The sequence below is a fragment of the Streptomyces sp. W1SF4 genome, assembly GCF_003950035.1.
Taxonomy (GTDB): domain Bacteria; phylum Actinomycetota; class Actinomycetes; order Streptomycetales; family Streptomycetaceae; genus Streptomyces; species Streptomyces racemochromogenes.
In genome coordinates this window covers 584586-607565 of the sequence record NZ_CP034350.1, presented here as the reverse complement: position 1 = coordinate 607565, position 22980 = coordinate 584586, and the positions used below count along the sequence as shown (strand labels likewise).

Genomic DNA, 22980 nt, shown 5'->3' with positions numbered 1-22980 from the left:
GCAGCTCCACGGAGGGAGCTGGTCCGGCAATGGTCCGGATCTTGGTCGGTGCCTGGTGTCAGTCGCGGACCTGACGGCGCCAGAAGCCCTCGGCGATCGGCGTGGCCCGGGCCCATCGGCCAGGGCTGACGGCAGGCGCTTCGAGGTAGCCGTAAGTGCAGCGTGCGGTGCTTGCGCTCGTGTGGATCCCGGCTTCGGATCGCGCCGCAGCGACGAGAGCGGCGTCGGGTCCGCCGATGGCCTGGGCCGTAAGCGGTAGCCCATTCGTAAGGCCGAGCGGAGCGATGCCCGTGACGAGGGCCCCCTTCTGTATGGCGTAGCGCCTCCGCCAATCAGACGATGTGCGTGGCGGGTCGCGGATACGCACTCCGGGTTTGCTGGGACGATCCCGCCCATGGCATCGAGGGCAGGCTCTGTCGAGAGTTCGGCACCAGCGCGGGTCGTCTTGCTGACGCTTTCGGCCGGCCAGTTCCTGATGGCGCTCGACAGCTCGGTCATGAACGTCTCGATCGCGACGGTGGCCGAGGACGTGGGCACGACCGTGTCGGGCATCCAGGGGGCGATCACCGCCTACACCCTCGTGATGGCGATGTTCATGATCCCGGGCGGCAAGGTCGGGGCGCTGATCGGCCGCAAACGCGCGTTCCTGATCGGCTGCTGCATCTACGGGGCCGGCTCCCTCACCACGGCGCTGGCACCGAACCTGACCGTGCTGCTGTTCGGCTGGGCGCTTCTCGAAGGCCTCGGGGCGGCACTCATCCTGCCCGCGATCGTGGCGCTGGTGGCCGGCAACTTCGTTCCCGAACGCCGTCCCGCCGCCTACGGACTCGTCGCGGCGGCCGGGGCCGTGGCGATCGCGGTCGGGCCGCTCATCGGCGGGGTCGCGACGACGTACTTCTCCTGGCGGTGGGTGTTCGCCGGTGAGGTGCTGGTGGTGCTCGGCATCCTGGTGCTGGCGCGCCGCATCGCCGACGCCCCGGTCGGCGAACGCAAGCGCATCGATCTCGTCGGCGCCGTGCTGTCCGCGCTCGGGCTGGGGCTCTTCGTCTACGGGGTGCTCCGCTCGGACGAATGGGGCTGGTTCCATCCGAAGCCCGACGCGCCCTCGTGGCTGGGGATCTCGCTGGTCGTGTGGCTGATGCTGGCAGGTCTGCTGCTGATCTGGCTCTTTCTGCGCTGGGAGGCTCGCCTTGTGGAACGGGGCAGGGACCCGCTCATCGACCCGGCGCTGCTGCAGAACAAGCAGCTCACCGGTGGGCTGACCATGTTCTTCTTCCAGTACCTGGTGCAGATGGGCGTGTTCTTCGTCGTACCGCTCTACCTGTCGGTCGCCCTGGGCCTGTCCGCGCTGCAGACGGGTGCCCGCCTCCTGCCGCTGTCGGTGACCCTGCTGGCGGCCGCGGTCCTGATCCCCCGCTTCCTCCCGGACGTCTCGCCACGGCGCGTGGTACGGCTCGGGGTCCTCGCCCTGCTCGCCGGTGCGGTGATCCTGATGGCCGCGCTCGACGTCGGCGCCGGTGCGGAAGTCGTCACCGTCCCCCTGCTGCTGATCGGTCTCGGAATGGGCGCACTGGCGTCCCAGCTCGGATCGGTCACCGTCTCCGCTGTACCGGAGGAGAAGAGCGCGGAGGTCGGCGGCGTCCAGAACGCCGTCACGAACCTCGGCGCCTCGATCGGTACGGCACTCGCCGGATCGGTCATGATCGCCGCCCTTGCCAGTTCTTTCCTGATCAGCATCCAGCAGAACCCGGCGATCCCGGAGAGCGTCAAGAGCCAGGCGACCGTCAAGATCCAGAGCGGCGCACCGTTCCTGTCGGACGCGCAGCTCGAGGCAGCCCTCGACGAAGCCGGCACGACCACGGAGGTGTCGCAGGCGGCACTGGACGCGAACGCCGCAGCCAGGCTCGACGGCCTCCAGGCTGCCCTCGCCATCCTCGCCCTCGCCGCCCTTCTCGCGCTGTTCTTCACCCACCGCATCCCGACGGCCCAGCCCCGCTCGACACAGCCCTAAGGGTTGTCCCGTAAATGATCTCCGAGCTGCCTCGGGCAGGCTCCGTGGTCGTGTAGCCCGCTGGCCTATCTGGCGAGGGTGAGGTTGTGCATCCGGGCGATGCCGAGCATGGCGTGGTGGACGCCGTCGCCTTTGAGGCGGCAGTCGCGGAGGATCTTCCAGGTCTTCATACGGGCGAAGACGTGCTCGACGCGGGCCCGGACCTGCTTGTGGGACTTGTTGTGCTCTTCTTTCCAGTCCGGCAGTTCGGTCTGGCCTCGCCCGCGGCGGTGCGCGATGACGAGTCCGGTGCCCGGGTAGCCACCGTCGGCGATCGTGAGGGTCTTGCCGACGGCGGCCTTGGCGCCGGATTCTTCCTACGCTTTGCAGTCGTTGCGGTTTCCGGCGAGCGGCCGGCCGACCACGACGACCCGGCGGGTGTCAGCGTCGATGACGACCTGGTGGTTGGTGGAGTACCGGTAGTTCTTCGACCGTTCGGCGATGGTGTGGTCCCGTGGACCTCGACCGAGGAGCACCCCCGGTTCGCGCTGCGGACCACCGGCGACGGGGCGACGGACGTCATCGGCTTCGGCCCCCACGGCGTCGTCGTCGCACGCGGCCTCGGCGACGGCACCTTCGAGCCCTCGAAGCTCGTCCTGAACGACTTCGGCACCGCCCAGGGATGGACGCCCGAGAAGCACCTCCGCTTCCTCGCCGACGTCACCGGCGACGGCAACCCCGACATCATCGGCTTCGGCGACGAGGGGGTCTGGATGGCGCACAACCTCGGCGACGGCCGCTTCGAACAGGCCCAACTGGTCTGCCGCGGCTTCGGGTACGACGATGCCGCCGGCGCCTGGCGCGTCGGCCACCACCCCCGTTTCCTCGCCGACGTCACCGGCGACGGGCGCGTCGACATCGTCGGCTTCGGAGGTCCGGGCGTGTACGTGGCCCGCAACCTCTACCGCCGCTTCCGGACCCGCTGACCGGGTGCGTGGGCCGGGGCCTGCCGTACGCGCGAGGCCCCGGGACCGCCCACCACCGGGGCCCGTCAGGCGGGGTCACAGTCGGATCGCCAGGTCCCGGACGCCGGCCACGGCGAGCCGGCTGCCGCGCCGGCAGACCAGTGAGCGTGTGCGGAACGAATTTCCGGACGCCGCGGGAGCGAAGCTGCCCATCGTGCTGACCGCGGTCGACGCCCTGACGCCGAGCGTGGCGGCGAACGTGGACCGCTACGCCCGTCGACTGTCATCCGTCGACGCCGCCGCCGGCGTCGACACCTTCACCGGCTCCTACCGCGACAGCCACCGGATCGTCCCGCCGGGGCCGGCCCACCACCGGTTCGCCGGTGACGGGGGCGCTGCTCCTGGACGTACGCATGCCCCCGAGTATGCAACCACCCGCAAGAAACCCTGTTGACCAAGGTGCGCGCCGTACCGGCCTTCGCGCCGCGGATGATCGGGGGGACCGCAGCCCGGACCGCTGATACGAATTGATGGCTGCCGCACTGGGCGCGCCGCCGCGATTACCGGTTCGGACCGGGCAGCGATGTGGTCCAGGACCGGGGCCTCCACGGCGAGCTGCGCCGCCAGGGCGCGGGTGAAGCCGGTTCGGCGCGGGGTTGGTGACGTGGGGCCGGTGGACTCTCCGGAGCGACTGCGACGGACGGACGGTCTGCGGTACATCCGAGGTGCGGGCCCAGCGGGCGTTGGTCAACGAGGCACACCAGGGGTACCGGAGTGCACAAGTGCGCATCGGGAGGCAGGGGTGGCGTGCAGCGGCAGATGTCGGTGCACACTGGGGCGCGCCGGGGCACGCCGCGGCGTGCGTGTGCCTCCGCGCGCCTCCGGGGAGCCACGCGCGCCCTACCGGTGGCCGCGGGGCGACGGAAAGGATGAGCGCACCGCAGGTGAACCAGCTGATCCGCACCCCTGTCCTCGGCCGGGCGGGCATGCGGCGGAAGGAGCTCATGGTGTTGCTGCTCATCTCCCCGGACGGTGTCGAGGAAGCCCTCGACTGCGCGAAGGCTGCGGAACACCTCGACATCGTCGACGTCAAGAAGCCCGACGAGGGCTCGCTGGGAGCCAACTTCCCCTGGGTCATCCGGGAGATCCGCGACGCGGTGCCGGCGGACAAGCCGGTGTCCGCCACCGTGGGGGACGTGCCGTACAAGCCCGGCACGGTGGCGCAGGCCGCGCTCGGCGCGGTGGTCTCCGGCGCCACGTACATCAAGGTCGGCCTGTACGGCTGTACGACACCCGAGCAGGGCATCGAGGTCATGCGGGCGGTCGTCCGTGCGGTGAAGGATCACCGCCCCGAGGCGCTCGTGGTCGCCTCGGGCTACGCCGACGCCCACCGCATCGGCTGCGTCAACCCGCTCGCCCTGCCCGACATCGCCGCCCGCGCCGGTGCCGACGCGGCCATGCTGGACACCGCGATCAAGGACGGCACGCGGCTCTTCGACCACGTCCCGCCCGACGCCTGCGCCGAGTTCGTCCGGCGCGCCCACGCGTCCGGTCTGCTCGCCGCCCTCGCGGGCAGCGTCAAACAGGCCGATCTCGGTCCGCTGACCCGTATCGGCACGGACATCGTGGGCGTGCGAGGAGCGGTCTGCGCCGGCGGCGACCGCAACGTCGGGAGGATCCAGCCGCATCTGGTCGCCGCCTTCCGCGCCGAGATGGACCGGCAGGCCCGGGAACACGCCGTCGCCGCCCCGGCCGTGAGCTGACCACCCGGTGCCGACACCAGAAGCCGATCGCGCCCCCGGGCATCGCGGCGCACGCTTCGCCGTCGTCGACCCGGCCACCGGGGAGGCCTTCGACGAGGCTCCCGACCAGCAGCCGGACGAGCTGGACGAGGCGGTCGCCCGGGCCGAGCGGGCCTGGCGCCGCTGGCGCGGCGACCGCGCCGCCCGCACCACCGCCCTGCGCGCTGCCGCCGACGCCGTGGAGACGGCCGGCGACGACCTCGCCCGGCTGCTCACGCGGGAACAGGGCAAGCCCCTGGCCGAGTCGTACGCCGAAATCGCCCGTACGGCGGCCCGGCTGCGCTACTTCGCCGACCTGGCCCCCAGGACCCGCCGGATCGACGACGGCCGACCCGTGCACAGCGAGGTCCGCTGGCGGCCCGTCGGGCCCGTCGCCGCGATCGTGCCGTGGAACTTCCCGCTCCAGCTCGCGGCGGCGAAGTTCGCGCCCGCCCTCGCGGCCGGCAACACCGTGGTCCTCAAACCGTCCCCTCACACCCCCCTCGCCACCCGGCTGCTCGCCCATGTCCTCGCCGCCGTCCTGCCCGAGGACGTCCTGACCGTCGTCACGGGCCGTGAACCCCTCGGTGCCCGGCTGGCCGCCCACCCGGGCATCCGTCACGTCACCTTCACCGGCTCGGTGCCCACCGGCCGGGCCGTCGCCGAGGGTGCGGCGGCCTCGCTCGCCCGGGTCACCCTGGAACTGGGCGGCAACGACGCCGCCGTCCTCCTGGACGACGTCGACGTGGACCGGATCGCGGACCGGCTGTTCTGGGCCGCGTTCCGCAACTGCGGGCAGGTCTGCATGGCGGTCAAACGCGTCTACGCCCCCGCCCGGCTCCACGCCGAGGTCGTCGAAGCCCTCGCCCAGCGCGCGAAGACCGTCACGGTCGGATCCGGACTCGACCCGGACACCCGGATCGGTCCGGTCAGTAACGCTTCCCAGCTGGCCCGGGTCGAGCAGGTCACGCGGCGGACGCTGGCGGCCGGCGCCCGGGCTGCGGCCGGCGGCCACCGGCTCGACGGAGCGGGCTACTTCTTCGCTCCCACGATCCTCACCGACGTCCCGCCCGACAGCCCGGTGGTGACCGAGGAACAGTTCGGACCGGTCCTGCCGGTGCTGCCGTACCGCAACCTCGACGAGGCCGTCCACGCGGCCAACGGCACCGGCTTCGGGCTGGGCGGCTCCGTCTGGGGCACCGATCTCGACCGGGCCGAGGCGGTGGCCGACCGGCTGGAATGCGGCACGGCCTGGATCAACCACCACGCCGAACTCTCCCTGGCCCAGCCCTTCGCGGGCGTCAAGGACAGCGGCGTCGGTGTCGCAGGCGGCCCGTGGGGCCTCTACGGCAACCTGCGGCCCTTCGTCGTCCACCGGCCGCGGGAGGAGGAGGCGTGACGAGGAGGTTCCAGGCGGCCGTCCTGCGCTCGTACGAGGACCCCTTCACGATCGAGGAAGTGGCCCTGAGCGCGGAACCCGGCTCCGGCGAGATCCTGGTGCAGATCGCGGGAGCCGGGATGTGCCGTACCGACCTCGCGGTACGGCGATCGGCCGGCCGCAGCCCGCTCCCGGCGGTCCTCGGTCACGAGGGCGCCGGAGTGGTGGTGGCGACGGGCGGTGGCCCCGGTGTCGTGCTCGGCGTCGGCGACCACGTCGTGCTGAGCTTCGACTCCTGCGGACACTGCCGGAACTGCAGCGCCGCGGCCCCCGCCTACTGTGACTCCTTCGCCTCCCTCAACCTCTTCGGCGGGCGCGAGGAGGATCCGCCGCGGCTCACCGACGCGACCGGAAAGGGCCTGGCCCCCCGATGGTTCGGCCAGTCCTCCTTCGCCGCGTACGCCCTCGTCCCGGCCCGCAACGCCGTCCGGGTCGACCCCGCCCTGCCGGTCGAACTGCTCGGGCCGCTCGGCTGCGGCTTCCTCACCGGTGCCGGAGCCGTACTGAACACCTTTGCGGCAGGACCCGGCGACACCCTCGTGGTCCTCGGCGCGGGAGCGGTGGGCCTGGCCGCCGTGATGGCGGCCACCGCCGCCGGCGTGCGGACCGTGGCCGTCGACCGGCATCCCGAGCGGCTGGACCTGGCCGAACGGTTCGGTGCCACCCCGCTGTCCGCCGGACCGCACGGACTCCCCGAACGGATCCGCCGACTGACCGACGGCGGAGCCCAGTACGCCCTGGACACCACGGCCTCGGCCCCGCTCGTCAACGACGCGCTCCGAGCACTGCGCCCCACCGGCACCCTCGGCCTCGTGGCACGCCTCCACACCCCGCTGCCGCTCGAACCGGGCACGCTCGACGCAGGCCGGGGCATCCGCCACATCTGCGAAGGCGACGCGGTACCCGGACTGCTGATACCCCGGCTGACCGGCCTGTGGCAGGCCGGCCGCTTCCCCTTCGACCAACTGATCCGCACCTACCCGCTGGCCGACATCAACGAGGCCGAACGCGACTGCGACGCCGGCCGCGTGGTCAAACCCGTCCTGCTGCCGGAAAGAAGAGACCGATGAGCGAAACCTCCCTCACCAAGGATTCCCCCCACCGGGCCACCGGAGGAGAAACGGCCGCCACGGCGACCCGGCGGCCGGCTGATGCGGAAGGCGTGGACGCAGGTGTGGGGCTGACCGCCCTCCTGGTCGCCGCCGCCCGGGCGATCGAGACCCACCGCCACGACAGCCTGGCCCAGGACGTACACGCCGAACACTTCGTACGCGCGGCCCCGGCGTGCGCGGACTGGCCGGTACGCATCGGGCAGGTCCCGGAGGGGGACGAGAACCCGCTGTGGGGCAGGTTCGCCCGCTACTTCGGGCTGCGGACCCGGGTCCTCGACGACTTCGTCCTCGGGTCGGTCCACGACGGCGCCCGTCAAGTGGTGTTGCTGGGCGCGGGACTTGATACGCGTGCCTTCCGGCTGGACCTGCCGTCCGACTGCGTCGTCTTCGAGATCGACAGGGCGGGTGTGCTGGCCTTCAAGCAGCAGGTGCTCACGGACCTGTCGGCCGCCCCGAGGGCGAAGCGCGTCCCGGTACCGGTCGACCTGCGCGCGGACTGGGTCACCGCGCTGACCTCCGCCGGCTTCGACCCCGGCGCACCGAGCGTCTGGCTGGCCGAGGGGCTGCTCTTCTACCTGCCGGCCACCGCCGAGACGTACCTCGTCGACACGGTGGACCGGCTGACCACCGGGGGCAGCGCCCTGGCCTTCGAGGCCAAGCTGGAGAAGGACCTGCTGGCGTACCGCGACAGCGCGATCTACACGGCGACGCGGGAGCAGATCGGGATCGACCTGCTCGACCTCTTCGACCTGGGACCGCGCCCCGACTCGGCGGGTCACCTGACGGCCAGGGGCTGGTCCACGTCGGTGCAGACCCCCTTCGACTTCACCCGCCGGCACGGACGCGGTCCGCTTCCCGAACCGAACGACGCCCTGGAGGGCAACCGGTGGGTCTTCGCCCACAAGCCCGGCCCGTGACGCCCGGCGGGCCGCCGGTGCGTCCCGGGACGGCCGACGCCGCCCCGGGACCCTCCCGACCGGGCCGTGTCACACGGCCGGGGCGCCCACCAGCCGGTCGCCGGGAATCCCGGCCAGGTCCGGGGCGTAGTAGTCCTCGATGCCGGCGGCCCACGTGGCCACGGTGATGCGGTCCGCGGCGTCCGGGGCGAAGGCGTCGAAGAGCGCGTCGATGTTCGCCTTCTCGAAGCCGATCGCCGTCATCAGCGACATGAAGAGCGGGCGCTCGATCAGGCCGTCCCCGTCCGGGTCGCCGAGTGCGGAGAGCGCCGTGGCGAACTCGGCGACCGTCGGGCCGAAGCGCTGGGGGTCGAGTACGAAGGGGCGGAACTCCTCGAGGGTGATCACGCCGTCGCCGTTGGCGTCCAGCTCGGTGGCCAGCGTCGTCCAGTAGCGGCGGAACGCGGTCCGGATGGCCTCCCTGGCATCGGCGTCCGAGTCGACCGCCGCCTCCAGAACGCGCTCCGTCATGAGGTCGAAGTCGCCGGAGTCGATGACTCCGTTGCCGTTGGCGTCGAAGAGGGAGAAGACCAGCTCGGCCCGCTTGGCGGCCTCAGTGCGCATGCCCGTCACCTGTCTCGTGCGGCCCGTCGGTGCCGGGCCTTGCTCGATGAGTACGTTCCAGGTAACCGCGCCGGGGGAGAGCCGTGACGGTGCGGCGGGCGCGGCTACCCGAAGGAGTGAGTCCGCCGGCAACCGGCACGGCGCCGACGGGCGGTTCGCGGCTCAGCGCTTGGAGATGCGGACCACTCCGGTTTCGGTGCCCTGGTAGAGGGTGCCGTCCGGGGCGGCCGTCCCCCGCATCTGGAGCGGGTTGTAGACCAGCCCGATGCCCAGGAAGGAGCTGGTGAGCTGGGCGCCGGTGGCCGGATCGATGACGGAGTGGTGGTACTGGGCGAAGGTGTTCAGCCCGGCGCTGCCCGTCGGACCGGTCACGGAGACGGTGTAGATCTTCCCGTCGGCCAGGGACAGCCGGGGCAGTGCGGCGGACTTCACCGGGCTGTTCCACACCACCGAGCAGCCCGTTCCCTCGGCGTTCACGTCGATCCGGCTGAGACCGCCCTCGAAGCTCGCGGAGGAGGGCTGGCTCGCCGGAGCACCCGCGGGCAGGGCCGGGTAGGGGTAGCCGTAGGTGTTGGTGACGAAGACGCTGCGCCCGGAGGCGATGACGGCGTCCTCGGTGCCGCTGCGGGCGTACTGGGTGAGCACGGGGATCCGGCAGACCGGGTCCGGTCCGCCGGCCGCCCGGTAGACCAGCAGGTTCCCGTGCGGGGCGGCGTTGTCGACGATCGTCACGTACTCGGTGCCGTTGCCCGGCCCGAAGAAGCTCGGGGTCGTGCCGGTGCCCCAGCTGAGCTGGCCGGGCTTGCGGGCCGGACCCCGGTCGTACGGCGCCCGCCAGTCCACCACGGGGGTACCGTCCGGGCCGGCCGACAGGAGGTAGAGCGCGTGGTCGGTGGCGACGGCGGTCCGGCCCGGGACGGTGGAGATGCTGTTCTGGACGCCCTCGCCGGTGCTGATGCTGCGCACCGCCCCGGTGGCGGTGTCCACGGTCCCGATCACACCGCCGCTGGTGGCGAACCAGACCCTGCCCTCCCAGTCGGGGGTGAGGCCGACGATGTTGTCCCCGGCGGGGACGGCGTTGCCGAGCGGGGTGGACTGCTCGATCCGGAGGGTCCATCCGGAGCCGGCGCGGCGGTGGGCGACGCGTACGAGGTTGTTGTTCCCGTCGACGACGACCAGCCGGTCGGCGTTGTCGAGGTAGGCGTACACGCCGCCGAAGAGGCTGCCCTTGGGCAGCGCCAGGGAGGCGAGGTCGGCCCCGGTGGCCGGGTCGAGCAGGTGCACGGTCGGCGTCTGGCCGAAGATGGTGGTGCAGAGCGCGACCACGTAGCCGTCGCCGCCCACGACCACGGTGGGGCAGGCCGAAGCCAGCGCCGTGCGGGAGTAGTCGATCGCGGACGTCCCGGGCCCCGGGTGGGGCGTGGTACCGCTCGAGGCACTGTCGCCGTGCATGGTCGCGGCGCCGTTGGCGGCGGTGGCCGGGTTCTGCGGCGCCTGCGGGCCGAACGGGGAAGCCGGCTCGGCGGCGGCGGGGGCGCTGCCGAGCGCCATGGTGAGGGAGAGGGCGAGCACGGCAAGGCGCCCGCCCGCGGGCAGGGAGAACGGCATCAGGGGGGTCCTCGTGACGGGAAGGGGAGGCGACGGCTGCGGAGCGAGGGGCCGGCGGCCGCACCGGATGCGGCGGCACCCGGGGTCGGCCGGCGTGGTGGGAACGGCCGACGGGGCGGCTGCCGATGGTGCGGCCCGGCCCCTGCTTCCGTGTGGCGGTTGCTCCCCGGAACGGCTCTGACGGCGACGCTATCCGCTGCCCCGGCGATTCGGATCTTCCCGTGGCGGCCGGCCACAGCTTGTTCACGCAGTTCACGTTCCCGCAGCATGGGGGCAACACACGGCGGGGGCGTACGGGCCTCCGCCGCTGCCGCGCCCGGTGCCGCGGTCGGCCGTCACGGGCCGGGAACGGCTCCGCCGCGCATGATCTCGGTGAGACGGCCGCGCAGCCGGGCGAACTCGGGTGAGGCCCGCAGCGCGGACACGTCCGTGCCGGGCCCCCTGGCCAGGTCCACCGGCAGCTCCGCCACCACCCGGCCGGGACCCGCGGCCATGACCAGCACCCGGGAGCCCAGCAGCACCGCCTCCTCCGCCGAGTGCGTCACGAACAGCACCGTCGTGCCGAGCCGCCCCGCCAAGGCCCGTACCTCCTCCTGGAGCCGCTCCCGGGTCAGTGCGTCGAGCGCGGCGAACGGCTCGTCCATGAGCAGGAGTTCGGGCTCCGCGGCCAGTGCCCTGGCCAGCGCCACCCGCTGCTGCTGACCACCCGACAGCTCCCACGTACGCCGGCCCGCCGTCCCGGGCAGTCCCACCCGCTCCAGGAGCTCGGCGATCCGGCCGGGCCGGTCGGACCGCGGCACGCCCAGCCGGGCCAGCGCGAAGGCGAGGTTCCCGCCCACCGTGCGCCAGGGGAACAGGCGGGGCTGCTGGAACACCACCCCCGCCCCCGCGCCCGGCCGGGGGAGCGCGCCCCGGACCCGGGCCCGGCCCGTGGCGGGCCGCTCGAAGCCCGCCACCACGCGCAGCAGGCTCGTCTTGCCGCAGCCGGACGGCCCGACCAGGACGACGAACTCGCCGGCGTGGACCCGTACGTCCACGCCCTCGAGCGCCGTCACCGGCGCCTTCGCCGACCCGTACCGGACCGACACGCCCGCCAGCTCGACGACCGCGGTCCGCGTCTCGGGCCCGTCAGTTCGCGGCACGGCCGAGCTCCTCCACCGCGAGCGCCCGCCCGAAGACCGCCTCGTCCGGTACGGAGTCGACCGCCTTCTGCCCCTTCAGGAACACGGCGGCGTCGTGCAGGTTCGCCGCGAGCTTGCCCGGGGCGCCCGGCGTGCCCAGGTAGTCGGGTCCGGTCTGCTCCTTCGCGCTGAGCAGCACCAGTTCGGACAGCTGCCGCTTCGCCTCCTGCGCCGGCAGCCCGAGCTCCGCCCCGATGGACTTCGCGGCCTGGTCCGGTGCGGTACGCGCCTGGGCGACGGCCGTGTCCTGCGCCTTGATCCAGGCCGTGACCACGTCCGGGTGCTTGGCCGCGAACGCGTTCGTGACCACGCCCAGGTCGGCCGTCGGCTTGCCCTGCCTGGCCAGTTCACGGCTGGTGACGAGCACCTTGCCGTCCTTGGTCAGTTCGCTCAGCGTCGGCGTCCACACGTAGGCGGCGTCGATGTCCCCGCGCTTCCACGCGGCGAGCGCGTCCTGCGGCTGGAGGTCGATGGTCTGCACGGACGACGGCTCGACACCCGCCGTCGTCAGCGCGGCGAGCAGTGAGTAGTGGGCCGTCGACCCGAAGGGAGTGGCCACCTTCTTGCCCGCCAGGTCCTTCACCGAACCGATCCCGGGCTTGGCGACGAGCGCCTCGTTGTCCCCGATCAGGTCGTGGATCCACACCACCTTGTACGGGATGTTCAGCGGCGCGGAGAGCCCCTTGGTGACGGGGCTCGACCCGGCCAGACCCAGGTCGACCGACCCGGCGATGACGGCCGTGTTGACGTCGCCACCGGACTCGAACTTCACCCATTTCACGTCGACTTCGGGAAGGGCCCGCTCCAGCAGCTTCTGGTTCTTCACCACCAGGTCGGCGTTGGGTATCGCCTGGTAGGCGATCCGTACGGTGGTCCGCCCCGAGGATCCGCCGGCCGCGTCGCCGTCACCTCCGCAGGCGGTGGTGACGGAGGCGGTCAGGGCGACGGCCGCGGTGAGCAGGAGGGTGCGGCGGGACAGGCGGGGCAGACGTGCGGGCATGGACGAACTCCGGTCTGAGGTCGGACGGCGAGGGAATGCGGGAGGAAGGGAGGAGGGGAGGAAGGGAGGAAGGGGGGAAGGGGGACGAGAGGAGAGGGGCGGGGATCAGGCGCGGCCGCGCCACGGCACGGCGATCCGCTCGACGAGCCGCAGCAGCGCGTCCAGCACGATCCCGGACAGGCCGATGGCGAGGATGCCCGCGATCACCAGCGCCGTCTGGTTGTAGCGCTGCGCATCGCGGATCATGCCGCCGATGCCGGGCACGCCGTTGATGGTCTCCGCCGCGACGACCGAGGTGTAGGCGACACCGACGGCGATGCGGACCCCGGTGAGGATCTCGGGCAGCGCGGAGGGCAGCCGCACGGACAGCAGCAGCGCAGTCGGCCCCGACCCCAGCGCCCGCGCGGCCTCGACCAGCCGGCCGGGCACGGTGCGTACGGCCGCCGCGGTGGCCGCCGCGATCGGTGGCAGGGCCGCGATGACCAGCAGCCAGATCTTCGGGGCCTCGTCGATGCCGAACCAGATGACGAGCAGCGAGAGGTACGCCAGGGGCGGCAGCGTCCGCAGGAACGTCACCGCGGGCTCCAGTACGACGGCCAGCGGCCGGACCGTACCGATCAGCAGCCCCAGCGGCACCCCGGCCAGCACGGCGTACGCGGAGCCCGTGCCGATCCTGCCCAGGCTGACGCCCAGATGCTCGATCAGCAGATGGCCGCCGTAGCCGCGCACCCCGTCGTGCACCGTGGAGGCGAGGACGAACTGCCGCCACACATCGCCGGGCGAGGGAACCAGCACCCGCGGCCACACCTCGGCGGAGACCACCGCCTGCCAGGCGGCGAGGAGCACGGCGAGGGCGACGAGCCGCAGCCCGCCCCACCGGAAGGCTTCGCGCAGGCGCTCCCGTCGGGGGGAATCGGCCCCGGCCCCGCTACCGTCCTGTTCGGGGGCGGGTTGGGGGAGCCGGTCCGGACCGGGCGCCGCCGTCGTCGTCGGCGTGGGAGCGGTCACGGGGTTTCCGCCCCGGTCAGGGCGCGCAGCCGCGGGGCCACTTCCTCGCCGACCCGGTACGCCTCTTCGAGGTGCGGGTAGCCGGAGAGGACGAACTCGTCGATGCCCAGTTCGCGGTACTCGGCGAGCCGTGCGGCCACCTCGTCGTGCGAGCCGACCAGCGCGGTCCCGGCGCCCTCCCGGACCAGGCCGACGCCCGCCCACAGGTTCGGCGCCACCGTGAGGCGGGTGGCGTCCGCGACCCCGCCGTGCAGCGCGGTCATCCGGGCCTGCCCGGTGGAGTCCATGCCGGCGAACCGCTCCTGGCTCGCCCGTACGGCCTCCGGGTCGAACCCGGCGAGGATCCGGTCCGCCTCGGACCAGGCCTCGGCGGCGGTGTCCCGGCTGATGACGTGCAGCCGCAGGCCGAACCGGACGGTGCGCCCCGCCGCCCGGGCCCGCTCCCGCAGCCGGGTGACGCGTGCGGCGACGGCGGCGGGCGGCTCGCCCCACAGCAGTTGCACGTCGGCCTGCCGCGCGGCGACCTCCTCGGCGGCGGGGGAGGCCCCGCCGAAGTACAGGGGCACGGGGTGGCGCAGTTCCGGATCGGTGAGCCGGGCGCCCGAGATCCGCAGGTGGGCCCCGTGGTGGTCGGCCGTCTTGCCGTCGAGCAGGGTGCGGAGGACCGTCATCACCTCCTCGGTCCGGGCGTACCGCGCTTCGTGCTCCAACCAGTCACCGTACGCCCGCTGTTCGGCCGGGTCGCCGCCGGTCACCACGTTGAGCGCGAGCCTGCCTCCCGCGAACCGGCGGAAGGCGTCGGCCTGCTGGGCGAGCAGGGTCGGACTGGCGAATCCGGCGCGGAACGCCACCAGGAAGCCGATCCGGTTGGTGTGCTGCGCGAGCGCGGCGGTGAGGATCCAGGGATCCACGCAGCCGAGCCCCACGGGCGTGAGCAGCGAGTGGAACCCGGCCTGCTCGGCGGCGCGGGCCACCTGGGCCAGGTACGGGATGTCCGCGGGCCGCCGGGTGGCGGATCCGGTACGGCCCTGGACGGCGGTGACACCGCCGGGATCGCGGCCGTCCCCGCCGGTGGGCAGGAACCAGTGGAGCAGGAGGGGGTTTTCCGGCATGAGGGGACCTCGTCGAAGCAGCAGCACGGCACGCGCCACCACCGCCGAGGGAGGTGACACGTGTACGCGAGCAGAGGGGCAGACGGAAGGAAGCGCGAAGGGGCGCGCGGTTGTTGCGTGCGGGATCAGGGGCGGGGGACCGCCCGGTCCTCAGCGGACCTGCGGATCAGCAGCCGCGCGCACGAGGGGAACCGGCCCGACACAGCATGGTCGAAACACGCAGCAGATCTACGTGACGACGCGATACGAGTACGGGGGCCATGGCCGCATCCTGTCGGGGCGGCTCCGGAGCGTGCAAGCGCAGTCCGAGGGTTGGACCATCTCGTTCCGTATGCCGAGACGCATTCCAGGGGGCGGCGACGCCCGTCACGGCGGCCGGGGCCGCGGGATTGTTGCCGCGGCATGGCGAACGCGTGGCGGTCGCGCGAGGTCCCGGACGGGGGCGTTCGCAGTCCCTAGGATCCGCGGCAGGGCCCCCACCCGGGCGCATCGCGCACCCGTCCCCCCTTCTCCTCCCTCCCCTCACCCCCCTCTGCAAGGACTCGTTCCGCCATGACCGTTCCCCGTGCCATCGCAGTCGCCGAGGCGCAGCCGCGCCTGGGTGAGCTGACCGTCGTAGACGTCCGCACCCCGGGCGAGTTCGCCACCGGCCATCTCCCGGACGCCCTCAACGTGCCCCTCGACCGGCTCGCGGGGAGCGTCCCGGACCTGCGGGCGGCCGCCGAACGGACACCCCTGCTCGTGGTGTGCGCCTCCGGAGCCCGCTCGGACAAGGCCGTCACGGAACTCGCCGTCCACGGCATCGCCGCCTCCGGCCTGAGCGGCGGCACCCGGGCCTGGGCGGCCGCCGGGCATCCGCTCCAGCGGCCTCCCGGTCCCGTGCGGGCCGTCTGGGCGATGGAGCGGCAGGTCCGCTTCACCGCCGGCGGCACCGTGCTGCTCGGCCTGCTCCTCGGGCTGCTCGTCCACCCGGCCTTCGAGCTGCTGTCCGGGGCCATCGCGGCGGGCCTGGTCTTCTCCGCGGTCACCGACACCTGCGCCATGGCCGTGCTGCTCGGGCGACTCCCGTTCAACCGGCGCGGAACCCAGCCCCGCACCTGACCGCCGGCCCCGGGCCGGGCCCGGAACCGGGATTCGCCCCGCGCGGCAGCAGGCTGTCGGGCCTGCGACCGCGCGGGGCGCGGGGGTCAGGACGGGTCGCCGTACTGGAGGCCGCGTCCGTTGGTGCCGACGTACACGCGGCCGAAGACGTCGGGGTCACCGGTGATGACGCCGGTGCCGCCGATGCCGCCCCACTGGTGCGCGTCGTCGTTGACGCGGAGCCAGGTGGCGCCCTGGTCGGTGGAGCGGAAGACGCCCGTGACGTCCTTGACGGTGCCGATCAGGTACAGGGCCTGGTAGGAGGCGCCCGGCGCGGCCTTGCCGAAGCCGAGGGCGGAGACGGACTTCACCGGGGCGAGCCGGGTGAAGGTGCGGCCCCCGTCGGTGGAGTGCAGGAGCCCCTGGCCACCGCCGGCGATCCACAGGTCCCCCGCGACCGCGGGGACGGCCTTGAGCCGGCCGTCGGCGGGCAGGCCCGTGGCGCGGGCGGTGAAGGTGGCCCCGCCGTCGGTGCTGGCGTACAGGGTGCCGCCGGCCAGGGAGTAGAACGTCCCGGCCGAGGAGCGGTCGGAGACGACGACGGCGTCGGTGCCCAGTCCGCCGACCTTCGTCCAGCTCGCTCCCTTGTCGGCCGACCGGTACGGGACCTGGCCCGCCTGGGTCCAGACGATGACCGAGCCGTCGGCGGAGAGCGCCACCCGGCCGCTGTCGGCGCCGGCCACCGGTTCGGACGCGAAGCCGTTCCAGTTGCGGCCGCCGTCGGTGGAGTAGGCGCCGTCCTGCGCGCCACCCCGGCCGACGCGGACCATCATCGAGGGGTTGGACTCTGCGAAGTCGATGGACGTGCTGTTGGACATCATCGGGTTCTTCAGCCGCCCGGCGGGCACCTCGGTCAGGGAGTCGTGGCGGAATCCGCCCAGGTCGCCCATGGCCGTGATGACCTGGGCCCCGCCGGGCGGGGCTATCGCGTCCAGCAGGGCGGTCTCCTCCAGCCCGCGGGCGCCCACGCTCCAGTGGCTGGTGCCGCCGCCGTCGGAGGCGCCCGCGTCCTTGCTGCGCAGGATGCCGCTGCCGGTGCCGTACAGCACGTGCCCGGAGTCGAAGGGATCGATGGCCAGGGCGGTCATCCAGTGCCCGGTGCCGGTGCCCACGTACGGAGCGGCGGACGCGTCCCGCACCGACTTGTCGGCCAGGGCCTTCCAGGTCGTGCCGCCGTCGGTGGTCCGGTAGATCTCGTCCTCGGGCCACCAGCGGTCGAGGGTGGTGACCATCACCGTGGACGGCTTGCGCGGGTCGACGGCGAGCCCGGAGAACCCGTAGCCCCCCTGGGACGGGGAGATGTTCTTCCACGCTCCGGCGGTCGGCGTGTGCTTCCACACCGAGCCCCCGGTCACGCCGTTGGGGCCCAGGGCATTGGTGTACGTCAGGTACAGGGAGCCGTCACCGGCGAGCACGCCGTGCTGCGGCATCTGTCCGGTGGGCTGACCGGGGACGGCCTGCCAGGTGCTGCCGCCGTCGGTGGAGCGGTAGAGGGAGGTGGACCTGTCGGCGACGCCGACGTAGACCGTCTTGCTGCCGGCCGGGCCGTACGTCACGAAGGAGATGCCCGCGCCGCTGCCCGCCCCGTCCTTGACGGGGAACGAGGAGACCTGGCTCCAGGTCGCGCCGTGGTCGGTGCTGCGCCACAGGCCGTTCTTGCGCGTGCCCAGCAGCAGGGTGCCGTTGTTCCCGGGGTCGACCGCCAGCCGTTCGCCCGCCCCGCGGCCGTCCTCGTTCCCGCCCAGCTTGAAGGGCAGGTCGGTGCGCTGGAACGTGCGGCCCCGGTCGGTGGAGCGCAGGATCGCGCCGTTGCCCGCCCAGTTGTTGGTGTAGGTGCCCGTGGCGAGGTAGAGGCGGTTGGATTCGACCGGATCGGTGGCCAGCGCGTCGATGCCCAGCAGGTTCCAGTCCTTCTCGCCGAGCCAGTCGGTCAGCGGGATCCACTGCTCGGCCCCGGTGTCCCAGCGGTAGGCGCCGCCCATGTCGGTGCGCGCGTACAGCAGGTCCTTCTCCCGGGGGTTGAACACGAGTCCGGTGACGTAACCGCCGCCCACCACCTGGGCGTTCCGCCACGTGTACGGTCCGGATCCGGGTGTCTTGGTCCCGGGCGTCCTCACCAGCCTCCACTGCTGGTTGGTGCCGCCGTGCCCGCGGTACTGGATGACCGACGCGCCGTCGGCCGTGGAGCCACCGGACACGTCCAGGACCTGGCCGCTCCTGCGGGAGGTCAGGACGACCGCGTCGGAACCGCCCACCTGGTCCACACGCCATTCCTGGGAGGGGGAAGAGCTGTCGGTCTGCTGCTCGGCGGCGGCCGCCTGGGCGGTCGAGTCGCCGGCTATGCCCAGGACCTTGCCGCTGTTGCGGTTCACCAGTTCGTAGTAGCCGTCCGCGGTGGGTCGCAGCTTCCACTGCTGGTTGGCGGTGTTCTGGTCGGTCCACTGCTGGACGCGGCTGCCGTCGGCGGTGGAGAAGGCGTTGACGTCCAGCGCCTTGCCGCTGCGTACGGAGACCAGCCGGTAGTAGGCGTCGCCGTCGACCGTCGCGGCCTGCGAGTCGACCTGCACGTAGAGGAGGTACGGCACGAGGACGGCGGGCACGCCGAGCAGCAGTCCGGTTCCGGTCCAGCGACGGCGGTGGCGTCCGCGGCGGCCGCCGTTCGGGGGGTTCTTCATGGGGTTGTTCTCCTTGCGTGTTCCTGTGGATCGGGGCGGGTCAGCGCTGCAGGGTGAGCAGACCCGGCCGGTACGGCAGCCGGTCGTAGGGGCCGCCTGCGGAGGGCGCCTTGCCCTGGTACAGGAACCGCAGGTTGCAGGGGTCGATGGTCATGGTCTGGTCGGGGTTGTCGCGGACCAGGTCACCGTGGCTGATGTCGTCGGTCCAGGTGGCGCCGCTGTTCGCCTTGCCCGCGAAGGGGCTGTTCTCGGCGGTGGCCTGGGCCGTCCACGGGCCGTTCAGACTGGGGGCGGTGAAGGAGCGGAAGTAGCGGGCCTGGTTCGCGCCCCTCGCCTCGACGATCATCAGGTACTGGTTGCGGCCCTGGACCTTGTAGACCTGCGGCGCCTCGAACAGCTTCTCGGGCGTGTCGCTCATGACCGTCGTGTACGAGGAACCGAAACTGCCCGGGAAGTTCCCGATCGGCATGCTCGCCCGGTAGATCTTGCCGTTGTCGCCGGCGAAGAAGAGGTACATGTTCTGGTCGTCGGCGATCAGCGTCTGGTCGATCGGGCCGGTGGGGGAGTCGGTGCGGGGGATGCTGCCGGTGAACAGCGGCTGCGGCGCGGACCAGCCCTCGGGGTTGGCCGGGTCGCTCGACGTGCGGTAGACGAAGGGCCACGCCCCCCACTGGTACGCCAGCACCCAGATCTTCTTGGGCGCGAAGTAGAACAGCGTGGGAGCCACCGCGGCCTGGCTCATCCCGGTCTGGCGGGCCGACGCCATGTCCGACCAGTTCGTGAAGGGCCCGGACATCATGGAGCCGTACGAGGAGCCCGAGAAGTTAGACCCGTACACCAGGTGCTTGCCGTTGTACATCACGTGGGTGAAGTCCTTCAGGGAGGTCCACCCGTTCGCCGGCTGCGCCAGCGCACCCGTCGACGTCCACCGGTACGCCGACGGAAGAGCACAGGTGCCCGACGGCGCGGGCGTCGCCGGGGCCGGAGCCCCGGAGGGGCCGGTCCACTTCTGGTTGCCGCCGGACCAGCAGGAGTGCAGCTGGATCCCGGTGCGGTTGGCGGTGCCCGCGCCGACGGCGTCGAGGCACCGCCCGGACTGGACACCGGAGATCGTGCCGTCGGGGTTCGTGTTCCACTGCTGGTGGGCGCCGCCGGTGCAGTCCTCGATGACCACCGCGGTGCCGTTGCCGGTGGCCTGGTCCTTGGCGGCCAGGCACTTGTCGCCGTACACCACCAGCTGCTTGCCCGAGGTGCGGGTCCAGCGCTGGTTGGCCTGCCCGTGGCAGTCCCACAGCTGTGCCTGGGTTCCGTTGGCCCTGGTGGAACCGTTGACGTCGATGCAGCGGCCGGAGGCTACGCCCTTGATCGTGCCGGTTCCGGTCCCGGGGGTGGTGCCGGAAACTGCCTTGAAGGCGTTCACGACGGCGGTGTGGGCGGCCTTCGGGTTGCCGTCGCCGTCGAACAGCAGGGGGTTCTCACCCTTGCGCCAGGAGTCGCTGTCGCGGATCCCCCAGACCGTGATGCCGGTACACCGGGTCACGGAGAGGCAGGCCTTCACCGCGGTGGTGTAGTGGGCCGGCGAGGCCTGGGCGATGTCCAGTTCGGTGATCTGGACGTCGACGCCCAGCGCGGCGAAGTTGGCCAGGGTGGTCTGGAAGCTCGCCGGGGGGCCGCCGGTGCCGAAGTGGCTCTGGAACCCCACGCAGTCGATCGGTACGCCACGCGACGTGAAGTCCTTGACCATGCTGTAGACGCCCTGGGTCTTGGCGTCCGACCAGTTCTCGATGTTGTAGTCGTTGTAGCAGAGCTTGGCGGAGGAGTCGGCCGCCCGCGCGGTGCGGAACGCCTCCTCGATGAAGCCGTTGCCCAGCACGTTCTGGAACACCGAGCCGCGGTGCTGGGTGGAGCCGTCGGCGAACGCCTCGTTGACCACGTCCCAGGAGTGGATCCTGCCCTTGTAGCGGGTCATCAACGTGGTGATGTGGTTGTTCATCACACCGCGCAGCGTGTTCGCGTCACCGATGGCGCTGACCCAGGACGGGAGCTGCGAGTGCCAGACGGCGGTGTGGCCGCGCAGGCGCTGACCGTGCGCCGCGGCATGGCCGACCACCTGGTCGGCCGGCCCGAAGGTGAAGGTGCCGCGGGACGGTTCGACGGCGTCCCACTTCATCTCGTTCTCCGGGGTGATCATGTTGAACTCCCGGTCCAGGATGCTGGCGTACCTCGCGTCGCCGAGCCTGCCGGCGGCCACGGCGGTGCCGAAGTACCTGCCCGAGGGTGCCGCCTGCGTGCCCAAGGGGGTTGCGGCTCCGGCGGAGCCGGGGAGGAGCGTCAGGACGCCGGCCACCAGCGCGGCGGCCGACAGGCCGATCGTCAGTGTCCGGCGACGCCGGCGGTGCAGGCCCTTCATGCCGCTCCTCGGTGGTCTCGGGCGGCCGGGACGGGGCTCGGCTCCTGGGTGCCGGGCGTGCGGCGTTCACGGGTATCTCGCGTCATGGGGCGCTTTCTTCCAAAGTCGTGCCGATGGGTGGCGGGGGACCCGTCACGCCGGCTCGCATGGTGAGCGGCGGGAGGAACCCCACGAAGTGGAGGCCTCCCGGCGCGGGGCCGCGTAACAAAAAAGTCGCGCCGTCCTGCCGAGCACCCCGTGATGCATCTCGCAGGCGAAAAGTGTTACGCCCGGCCCGTCGGTCCCGTCGGTCGCCCTGCCGCTCGGCGGGCCGTGCTCAGGACCGGGCCTCGCGGACGACGAAGGAGGCCTGGCCGGCGAAGGCCCGGGTCCCGTCGGAGCCGTCGAGCCAGATGCCGCCGTCGCGGTGGCGGATGACCGCCCCCGGGTAGTTGTGGGAGTGCAGGGTCACCGACCCCGGGACCACCCCGGGACGCGGACAGAAGGTGGCGTCCTTCCGGAACAGTTCGCTGCCGTCGTCGGTGCTCAGCCGCAGCCGCAGGTAGTGGTGGCGGAGGTAACGGCCGTCCGCCGCGCGGAAGGTGACGCACTGTGGGTCGGACATCCCCCGGACCACCGTGAACGTGACGCGCTGCCGTGCCTGGGCGCCGCCGGACGCGGAGACCGCGCCCAGCGTCGCGAAGTCACCGGCATACGTCAGGTAGAGGTCGGGCTGGTCCACGGACTCCAGTGATCGCGCGCCCAGCGCGACAGTGCCCCCCGCTTCGGCGGACGGACTCGCCGACGGCGGTCCGGCCGGCGTGGGTGTGCCCGACGGGACCGGTGTGGGACGGCCGGCCGTGGGACCGGCCGCGGGAGCGGCGCTGACGTCGGGCACCCGGGGCGCCGGTTCCGGCCAGGCCGCGTAGGTGGCGGCCCCCGTGATGAGCACCGCGCCGGCGGCGAGACCCGCCAGCTGATGGGCGGTCACCGCGTGGAGCTTGCCGGCCACCGCCCCGTACGGACCGCCTCCCTTCACCGCCGCGGCGGCGGCCACGGGGACCATGGACGTCCCGGCGGCGCTCGCGGCCGTACCCGAGAGCAGGCCCTTGGCGGTCAGCGTGGCGACGAGTCCGGCGGGGACGGCCAGCGGGGCGAGGCTGAGGAGCAGCAGCTCGGCAGGGACCCGGTTCGTCGCCGTCGCGGTGCAGGCCGCGCAGTCGCGGGTGTGCCGCGCGATCCGCTTCCGCCACACCGATGTACGCAGACCGTCCCATCCGGCGACGGTCTCGCCCAGCTGCGGGCACCGCGGACGGATCGCCAGCGCGGCGACGATCGTCCGGCTCAGTTCCAGCTGCTCGCGCATGCGTTGCAGGCGCACTCCGGCGTGGGCGACGGTGAGGCCCGTCGCGGCGGCGATGTCCTCACGGCTCAGCAGCCCGGCCCGCTCCTGCCACCACAGTGAGAGGAGCACCTGGTGGTCCGGATCGAGCCACCGGCCGGCTTCGGCGATCTGACGGCGCTCGTCCGACACGTGGAGACGCAGGATCGTCGCGTCCTCGGGTTCGGGGGCGGCGTCCGGCAGGTGGAGCGCCTCGTCCATGACCGCGGTCCGGCCGGCGAAGACGCGCTGCCGCTGCCAGTGGGTCTGTATCTGGCGGAGCGTGATCGCGACCAGCCAGGAGCGGAAGCTGTCGGGAGCACGCAAGGCCGGCAGATCGCGCACCACGCGCAACAGCGTCTCCTGGACGACGTCGTCGGCGTCGGCATGCCCGCTCACGGCCCGCCGGACGATGTTGTAGATCAACGGGAGGTAGGCGGCGATCAGCTCTTCGCGCGCCCGGTCGTCCCCGGCCTGCGCCGCGACGACCAGCCCCGCGTGGTCCGCGTCCATGAGCCCCATTCCCACCTTCCTCGATACGGCGTCAGACCCTAGCGTCCGCGAGCGCGCGCGACGAAACAGGGACTCCGCGACGGCTTCCGCCCCGGCCCGCCGGTCGGCGGGGTGGTCCCGGCCGGTCGGCGGGGGTGACACCGAAGCCTGCCGGATGGTCCGCCTCC

At 72.7% G+C, this 22980-nt stretch carries 16 protein-coding genes and 2 pseudogenes; 8 read left to right on the top strand and 10 right to left on the bottom strand.

Going from position 1 to position 22980, the window contains the following annotated elements; all coding sequences use genetic code 11:
* The first annotated feature begins 394 nt into the window (after window positions 1–394).
* On the top strand, window positions 395–2011 hold the full coding sequence (locus D1J60_RS03010; RefSeq protein ID WP_125820023.1) for an MFS transporter: 1617 nt from the start codon (window positions 395–397) through the stop codon (window positions 2009–2011).
* A 65-nt stretch (window positions 2012–2076) separates the two neighbouring features.
* Here the strand turns inward: D1J60_RS03010 and D1J60_RS03005 are convergent.
* Window positions 2077–2505 (bottom strand): annotated as a pseudogene (locus D1J60_RS03005) (transposase); the annotation flags it as partial.
* Here D1J60_RS03005 and D1J60_RS03000 point away from each other — a divergent pair.
* The 6 genes and pseudogenes from D1J60_RS03000 to D1J60_RS02975 all read left to right on the top strand — a co-directional run.
* A pseudogene (locus D1J60_RS03000) lies at window positions 2506–2976 on the top strand (VCBS repeat-containing protein); the annotation flags it as partial.
* 148 nt (window positions 2977–3124) lie between these two features.
* Window positions 3125–3409, top strand: coding sequence for a hypothetical protein (locus D1J60_RS02995; protein ID WP_125820022.1), 285 nt, complete (start codon window positions 3125–3127; stop codon window positions 3407–3409).
* 553 nt (window positions 3410–3962) lie between these two features.
* A complete protein-coding gene (locus tag D1J60_RS02990; RefSeq protein WP_125823829.1) occupies window positions 3963–4718 on the top strand; it encodes a (5-formylfuran-3-yl)methyl phosphate synthase in 756 nt (251 codons plus the stop codon).
* Window positions 4719–4725: 7 nt separating this feature from the next.
* Window positions 4726–6135, top strand: coding sequence for an aldehyde dehydrogenase family protein (locus tag D1J60_RS02985; RefSeq protein WP_125820021.1), 1410 nt, complete (start codon window positions 4726–4728; stop codon window positions 6133–6135).
* Window positions 6132–7244 carry an NAD(P)-dependent alcohol dehydrogenase gene (locus D1J60_RS02980; RefSeq protein WP_125820020.1) on the top strand — a complete coding sequence of 371 codons (1113 nt, stop codon included), beginning with the start codon at window positions 6132–6134 and terminating at the stop codon, window positions 7242–7244. Before D1J60_RS02985 ends, D1J60_RS02980 begins: the two co-directional genes overlap by 4 nt.
* Window positions 7241–8203 (top strand): class I SAM-dependent methyltransferase, encoded by a 963-nt coding sequence (locus D1J60_RS02975; RefSeq protein WP_125820019.1) that lies wholly within the window; start codon window positions 7241–7243, stop codon window positions 8201–8203. The genes D1J60_RS02980 and D1J60_RS02975 overlap by 4 nt, the downstream gene beginning before the upstream one ends.
* Window positions 8204–8272: 69 nt before the next feature.
* Here the strand turns inward: D1J60_RS02975 and D1J60_RS02970 are convergent, their stop codons facing one another.
* From D1J60_RS02970 to D1J60_RS02945, 6 genes are all read right to left on the bottom strand, one after another.
* Complete coding sequence (locus D1J60_RS02970; protein WP_125820018.1) at window positions 8273–8806, bottom strand: EF-hand domain-containing protein; 534 nt, start codon at window positions 8804–8806, stop codon at window positions 8273–8275.
* A gap of 162 nt (window positions 8807–8968) precedes the next feature.
* Window positions 8969–10414, bottom strand: a complete 1446-nt coding sequence (locus D1J60_RS02965) for a hypothetical protein (protein ID WP_125820017.1) — start codon at window positions 10412–10414, stop codon at window positions 8969–8971.
* A 335-nt stretch (window positions 10415–10749) separates the two neighbouring features.
* Window positions 10750–11511: an ABC transporter ATP-binding protein gene (locus D1J60_RS02960; RefSeq protein WP_241253525.1), complete on the bottom strand. Its 762-nt coding sequence runs from the start codon at window positions 11509–11511 to the stop codon at window positions 10750–10752.
* A gap of 31 nt (window positions 11512–11542) precedes the next feature.
* Complete coding sequence (locus D1J60_RS02955; RefSeq protein ID WP_125820015.1) at window positions 11543–12595, bottom strand: glycine betaine ABC transporter substrate-binding protein; 1053 nt, start codon at window positions 12593–12595, stop codon at window positions 11543–11545.
* Between the two features lie 105 nt (window positions 12596–12700).
* The gene (locus D1J60_RS02950) at window positions 12701–13489 is read right to left on the bottom strand and encodes an ABC transporter permease (RefSeq protein WP_125823828.1); all 789 of its coding nucleotides are present in this window, start codon (window positions 13487–13489) and stop codon (window positions 12701–12703) included.
* Between the two features lie 110 nt (window positions 13490–13599).
* A complete protein-coding gene (locus D1J60_RS02945; protein WP_125820014.1) occupies window positions 13600–14715 on the bottom strand; it encodes an LLM class flavin-dependent oxidoreductase in 1116 nt (371 codons plus the stop codon).
* Between the two features lie 552 nt (window positions 14716–15267).
* Between D1J60_RS02945 and D1J60_RS02940 the strand changes: the two genes are divergently transcribed.
* A complete protein-coding gene (locus D1J60_RS02940; RefSeq protein WP_125820013.1) occupies window positions 15268–15816 on the top strand; it encodes a rhodanese-like domain-containing protein in 549 nt (182 codons plus the stop codon).
* A gap of 86 nt (window positions 15817–15902) precedes the next feature.
* On the opposite strand, the gene D1J60_RS02935 is transcribed toward D1J60_RS02940, so the two are convergent.
* The 3 genes from D1J60_RS02935 to D1J60_RS02925 form a co-directional block, all read right to left on the bottom strand.
* Window positions 15903–18530, bottom strand: coding sequence for an RICIN domain-containing protein (locus tag D1J60_RS02935; RefSeq protein WP_125820012.1), 2628 nt, complete (start codon window positions 18528–18530; stop codon window positions 15903–15905).
* 40 nt (window positions 18531–18570) lie between these two features.
* Window positions 18571–20940 carry a non-reducing end alpha-L-arabinofuranosidase family hydrolase gene (locus D1J60_RS02930; RefSeq protein WP_125820011.1) on the bottom strand — a complete coding sequence of 790 codons (2370 nt, stop codon included), beginning with the start codon at window positions 20938–20940 and terminating at the stop codon, window positions 18571–18573.
* A 316-nt stretch (window positions 20941–21256) separates the two neighbouring features.
* Entirely contained in the window at window positions 21257–22822 is a 1566-nt protein-coding gene (locus D1J60_RS02925; RefSeq protein ID WP_241253114.1) for a sigma-70 family RNA polymerase sigma factor, read from the bottom strand.
* Window positions 22823–22980 lie beyond the last annotated feature (158 nt).